The sequence below is a fragment of the Candidatus Neomarinimicrobiota bacterium genome (assembly GCA_036476315.1).
GTDB lineage: Bacteria > Fidelibacterota > Marinisomatia > Marinisomatales > S15-B10 > JAZGBI01.
Genome location: JAZGBI010000074.1, coordinates 54760 through 61358, shown reverse-complemented (window position 1 = coordinate 61358; position 6599 = coordinate 54760). Strand labels below are relative to the sequence as shown.

General features: G+C 49.2%; 3 protein-coding genes and 1 tRNA gene. 1 reads left to right on the top strand and 3 read right to left on the bottom strand.

Going from position 1 to position 6599, the window contains the following annotated elements:
• Positions 1-465: 465 nt before the first annotated feature.
• Positions 466-537 (bottom strand) — tRNA-Ile (locus V3U24_07650).
• Positions 538-1237: 700 nt separating this feature from the next.
• Between V3U24_07650 and V3U24_07645 the strand changes: the two genes are divergently transcribed.
• On the top strand, positions 1238-3955 hold the full coding sequence (locus V3U24_07645; GenBank protein MEE9167315.1) for a TonB-dependent receptor: 2718 nt from the start codon (positions 1238-1240) through the stop codon (positions 3953-3955).
• 127 nt (positions 3956-4082) lie between these two features.
• Here V3U24_07645 and V3U24_07640 read toward each other — a convergent pair whose 3' ends face one another.
• Together V3U24_07640 and V3U24_07635 are read right to left on the bottom strand one after the other, a co-directional pair.
• The gene (locus V3U24_07640; GenBank protein MEE9167314.1) at positions 4083-5339 is read right to left on the bottom strand and encodes an ATP-binding protein; all 1257 of its coding nucleotides are present in this window, start codon (positions 5337-5339) and stop codon (positions 4083-4085) included.
• A 225-nt stretch (positions 5340-5564) separates the two neighbouring features.
• Complete coding sequence (locus V3U24_07635) at positions 5565-6503, bottom strand: hypothetical protein (protein ID MEE9167313.1); 939 nt, start codon at positions 6501-6503, stop codon at positions 5565-5567.
• Positions 6504-6599: the final 96 nt, after the last annotated feature.

Below are 6599 nucleotides of genomic sequence, written 5' to 3'. Positions count from 1 at the left end.
CGTAAGGACAGCCGCTTCTGATGTACTCATTCCTTGGGCTTCAAGATTAAGGACAGCTATTGTTGTTTTTGGTTGAGAATGTAGGAATACAGCAAGGAGTAGCATCGCTGGAACAATTGCTTTGTTCACCTTCATCTTTCACCCCCCAGTGAAATTCTTCGGCTATTTCGCCACAACCTGAATACGATTCAGATCATCTAATAAGTCAAAAAACAAGACCCGTCTTTTTGCACAGTAACGAGCAATACAAGTGGCTTTTCCGCTATGTTAATTTATGACCCACATAGCTATCCGCAACAAAAAACCCCCGCCAAAACGGGGGCCTCAAAAAATCGGTATGTCTCAGGTATGACAACTTTGGGTCAAAATATGCCTATTTATTCATATTTGATGTAAGAAAAAGGGATGAGCAAAGTCACCCCGTTTTCGTATATTTCTCGTCGAGATGGACGACAAAATGTTACGTGGGCCCTGAGGGACTCGAACCCCCAACCAACGGATTATGAGTCCGGTGCTCTACCATTGAGCTAAGGGCCCTTGACTAAGCTAGGTCAGTTCTGTTGAATCATTCGACGATTTCCCGCCTTGATTTTTCTCATCCAAACCTTTCGACCAAATCCTGTTTTGTAAAACTTCTCCCTGATTCTCGCCGAATCTCGGTCTGGGAATTCCTCTGTCAATAATAGGTCAAAAGGCTTGTATGCTTTTGTTGCGCGAACCAATCTTTTATTGTGGCGAACTAATCGTTTTTCCACGTCCCGCTCATTCCGATATAGAACCATTCCCTCTTTCTGGATCTTAATATATAGACAAAACATGGCATTTCCTGAAGATTCGCCTTCCTTCAGTTCTGCCTTTGGTACCAACGGATTACCGGCCAGCCCCCCGCACGCTGTGCGGGCGGGCAAACCCTTCGAAAAGGGCGGGAGCTACTTGCCGACCCCTGTTCGTAGAACAGGCTGGTCGGAGGGCTCCGGCGAAATATAGTAAACTTTACCGATTCCCCTTGACGAAAATTCGGGGAAGTGGCAAAAAGTGGTAAATAATAGTCATCGGGGACCGGAGCCGGCCCCAAACGGACCAAAAAAGTGTTGCATTAAAGCAGAGAAGATTTCAACTTTGCGGTGCTTGACGTGGGAGATTTAACGGAGAGGGAGACTTCAAGATTGCACGTGACCTCGGAAGCTTTCAGCAATTAAAATCCTACATTTAATAAAACCTTAATCAGGAGGCAGATATGAACAAGAAAACCTTGTATCTGTTAGTGTTTGTCCTGCTCGTAGTTCCGTTCTCTTTGTTCGGTCAGGCGACCATCACAGGATCGGTGACAGACGAAACTACAGGCGAGGCGCTGGCGGGTGCGAATGTCCAGGTGGAAGGGACAACCATGGGTGCCGCCGCTGACGCCAATGGTATGTTTAACATTGCGAATGTGTCGGCAGGTACTCAGACAGTTACGGCATCCGTGATCGGGTACGAGGAAATGAGCCGAACCGTCAACGTTCCTTCCATTGGATCCGTCACGGTGGATTTCCAGTTAGTGTCGTTAATAATTGAATTGTCCGCACTCGAGGTGCTCGCTAACCGGGCCACCCGGGAAACACCGGTAGCCTTCACCAACGTGAATAAGGAGGAGATGGGACTTCGCCTCGGCTCTCGGGATATTCCACTGATTCTCGACACTACGCCGAGCGTTTATGCCACGGCGGGGGGAGGTGGGGCCGGTGACGCCCGGGTCAACGTTCGCGGATTCAATCAGCGAAATGTGGCGATCATGATTAATGGTGTCCCGGTTAATGATATGGAGAACGCTTGGGTCTATTGGTCCAATTGGGATGGGGTCGGTGACGCCACCGCGACTATCCAGATGCAGCGGGGACTCAGTGCGGTGAACCTGGCCACTCCCTCAATCGGAGGTACCATGAATATCATCACCGACCCGGCCGCCTTTGGTCGCAGTTTCAGGTTCAAGCAAGAAGTGGGCAGTTGGGGATTCTTGAAGTCCACCGTTACTGCCAATTCGGGATTGATCAACGACAAGTATGCCTTGGCAGGGACGGTGGTTCGAAAGTCTGGAGAGGGCTATTATCAGGGCACCTGGACCGATGCCTGGGCCTACTACATTGGAGCCAGCTATGCTCTGAGTAATAGCGACCGGTTTGAGTTCTATGCAGTGGGTGCGCCCCAGCGACACGGCCAAAACCTGTACAAACAGAATATCGCAGCGATCAGTCGTAGCTTCGCTGATGGTCTGGACGACTATGATGATGACGGATTGGACGCTTTCGAAGAGACTGAATTTGGACAGGAGTATAACGAAAACTATAATACTGTCAGCTCCAGCTACGATGGGAAGCAGTATTGGTCCATGTACACCATACGTGAGAAGGAAGACCGGTTCGACAAGGGTTTCCTGAACGAACGGGAGAATTACTTCCACAAACCACAGGTGAATCTGAACTGGTACCACACGTTCAGTGATCAGATGCGTCTGTCGTCCATCGTGTACTGGTCCGGCGGTAAAGGTGGTGGAACAGGAACGTTTGGAGATTTCCTGTGGGATTATTCCGGCCCATCCAGAATTGCCAATTGGGATGGGAATGTTGCTGTAAACGAGGGTACTCTTGACAGGAAGGATAATCCAAAGGAGGCCGGAGAGTCCAAAGGGATCTTGCGGAATAGCGTTAATCAGCAGTGGACCATCGGTGCTATCTCCAAGTTCTATTATGACCTCGGCAGTGCGCTGAGAATTCAGGGTGGTGTCGACTGGCGGACGGCGGAAATAGGCCACTGGAGGGAAGTCCGTGACCTGCTCGGTGGTGATTACTATCCCTACACCGGCAACGATTTTGACACCACTCCCGCAAGCCAAAAGAAAGTCCTGGGCGATAAGATTGCCTATCACAACACGAATACTGTGGATTGGATGGGCTTTTTTGGTCAGGGTGAATATAGGACTGGTCCAATTACCGCTTACGGTATGTTTGGGTATTCTACAATAACGTACTCATTCGTAGATCATTTTACCGATATTGGCGGTGGAAAGGAATTATCAGTCGAATCGGACGCCATCGGTGGTACCCAGTTCAAGGGCGGCGCCAGTTACAGGCTATCTGATGCGGTGAGTCTGTTCGGCAATTTCGGTTTGGTCCAAAAAGTACCGATCTTCGATAACATGATCGACGATGGATCTGGAGCTCTGAACGACGATCCCAAAAATGAAGAGTTCACGTCGATTGAAGGCGGAGTTCATTACACCATGGGTATTGTTAACGTGACGGCCAACTATTACAACACAACCTGGTCAGATCGTTCATATACCCGAAATTACACAAATGCCGACGGTGAAGAGGGCCTGATCAGTTTGACTGGTGTTAGTGCCAACCATTCCGGGATGGAAGCGGAACTCGCATTCCAACCGATGAGAATGTTCAGACTCGATGCCGCACTATCATTAGGCAATTGGGAAACTACGGAAGATGCATCAGGAACATACCGTCCAGTGGCGGGTGTTGACTCAACCATAGCATACAACTTCTACATTAAAGACATCAAGGTTGGTGATGCTCCGCAGACTCAGTTTGCCCTGGGTGCGTCTGTGTTTCCAAGCAAGGGTTTGACGGCTCAGTTGGTCCTCAAGGTATACGCAGATCACTATGCCGACTGGAGTCCCTTCGACCGAACAGATTCTGGAGATAGGGCCCAAAGCTGGAAAGCACCGGATTACAATCTTGTGGATTTCCATGGGACCTACGATCTGCCCATCGAATTGGGTGGCATCAGATTGCAGGCATTTGTTCATGTATTCAATCTGTTGGATACCGAGTATATCCAGGATGCTGTTGATAACAGCGATTTCAACGCATTTGGCGATAAGGATCATAAGGCTGACGATGCTGAAGTGTACCTCGGAATTCCCAGGTCCGTTAATGCTGGGCTGGCCGTTCAATTCTAAACTGAACTGACAAGGCCTCGTAAGAAAAAAGCCTTCCGATCGGAGGGCTTTTTGTTTTTGTGCCGTGTGCCCTCATGTGTTGGAGCTATCTCACTTCGCCCACAAAGGTCTGGACTGCTCGCTTTTCTCAGGCATTGTGTCTTCCGGCAAACAGCCGTTCAACGGCATATAGGGGAAGATTCTGAATGTTTCCGTCAAAACCGAATCCCTTCGAGGAGATTCGAACACCACGCTCACCCCTTTTCTCCCTCAAGAATAAGTGCAAGCTCCTCATCCTGCCGGATGCCCCTTCTTTGACTTCCAGTGGGATGATCTCATTTCCTAGCTGCACCAGATAATCAACTTCGGCCGTGCTGCCGGAGGACTCCCGGTGCCAATACATTAACGGGTTGGTGACGGATGCATTCAAGTAGGCAGTCAATTCCTGTCCCACAAATGCCTCGGCAATAGGACCACCCCTGACGTGTTTTTGAACCCCACCTGTCACCCACTCCTCCAAATCCACACCCATCAGGTTTTGTGTCAATCCGATATCCAGCATGATTACCTTGAAGTGCCTGGGATTGAGCCTCGCCTGAAGGGGAATTCCATCTGCTCTTGAATTGATTGCTTTGTGGACGATTCGAGCTTTCTCCAGTAGTTCCAGTGGAGGAGAAAAATCCCGTGATCGAACATTTTCACCAAGGCGAGAGAATATGAACTTCGAGCCGAGCTGGAGAGGTATTGTCCGTACAAGTAGATCCAAATACTTCATCTGGTGGCTCTTGGCATATTTGGCAAAATCATCCTGAAGTGTGCGAAGCAGGTCCCGCTGAGCTTCATGGGCTCGGCGGAAGCTTTGCGAAGCAACGTACTCGTTCACCACTCCGGGCATCCCTCCGACCAACATGTACTGATGGAGAAGTCGCAGAAGCTTGTGGTGGTGAATTTCTGGGAGTGCCTCGTCCAACGGCTGTTTCTGAATCTTTGTCCTTAGCCGTTCCTCTCCTATGGCTACCAGGTATTCGCCCAACGTCATCGGACATAGATCTAGGTAAGTAATACGTCCGACGCCGGTAGGTATATGGTCCAAGACGAATTCAAGGAGTGACCCCGCACATATGACGTGAACGTCGGGCAGTTCTTCGTAGAAGTACCGGAGTGATTTGACCGCCAGCGGTGAGGCTTGAGCCTCGTCGAAGAAGAGTAGAGTCTCACTTGGCTTGTATTCCCGTCCCGTGGCGTCCAGGACTTCGTTCAATATCCTCCTCGGGTTTAGATCAACCTTGAACACCGAGGAGAATTGGGGATTTCTTTCGAAGTTTATCTCTATGAAAGATCTATACGTTTTTCCGAATTCTCTCACGAGCCACGTCTTGCCCACCTGACGTGCACCTTTCAACATCAAAGGCTTTCGATGGTCAGACTTCTTCCAGGTTCTTAATGCTTCAATCTTATCTCGATACATGAACAATATGGCTTTTATTCAGGGTTATAATATGGCATTCATGGTCATAAATCAAGCTTATTTGGTCTGGTAATGGTTTTTATTTGGGGTTATAGTGGGCTCTCGATGGCTCTAAATCAAAGTTAATCACAGCCTGTTAGGAAGCCAAGAGGTTGTGATTGATTATCGTGGGATCACTTCCCTGTGCAGAATCGTTCCCTTCGGGTCCCGGATGACCACCGAGACTTCGTTCAATTTCGGATTGTAAATATATTCAATCCATTCGGACAGGTTTCCCGCTGAATCGAAAAACTCCTTCTTTACCAGGCTGTTAGCTTCCGTGAAAGTGAGCCGGTGGCTCCCCAGGAGGGTGCCGTCAGGCCGGTAATATTCGGATAGGAGGCGCCGGTAGGTGACCGGACTGGTGGTATCTGTCACCGTCTCAAAACTATGCTTGAATTTGTAGGCGTAGTAGTCGTTACCCGTGGAGTCACGGACTGTCACACGCACCGGTCTCCCCAGTCGGTTGTGCTCAAACTCGGCAACCCATCCAGGCCTCATCTCACTGGCGGTGGGATGGAATAAATGGGGATCCAACGCTGTAAGAGGCTGGTGAGTGGAAAAAACGAGAGATAACTTGGAATCCTGCATTTGCTCGTCCCAGGTGACGTAGAATGTCCAGAGAAGTCGATTTCTTCTTACTAAGTATTCGACGGTTTTCACATGAGTTGTGTCCTGAAAGGCGGCCCTGTAGAAAGGTGTATCGCCAACTTCGTTTTCCGGCACCTCGCTCTCAAGTAGCCTCATGTGGTAATTCCAGGATTCAAAGTATCGAAAGGGGGGCTTTGGCCTGGGAAAGAGCTCACTTTTCCCGACGCGTTCTTTTCTCCTGTCACCGTTGGGAATAAACTCGGCACTGATGAGTTCACCCTTGTGGTCGTAAATCAATTTGAAATGGTTGACCAGCCTGGCTTCTTCCGAGCTTATTTCGTTTTTCAGGATATCTTGCCTGCGGAGCTTCGTCTTGAAGTACTTGACGGTTTCTTTCTCCTCTTCCTGGATTCCGGCCCAAAGGGGAACGAAAAGGAGCGACAGAATCAGTCTGACTATAAGAGTGTTCATGTTTTCATGTGTTCATGTGTTTAAGAAACAAGACAAAGGACAAGCCCACCGGAGCTCAAAACCTGAACACTTTAACACCTTAACACATGAACACTT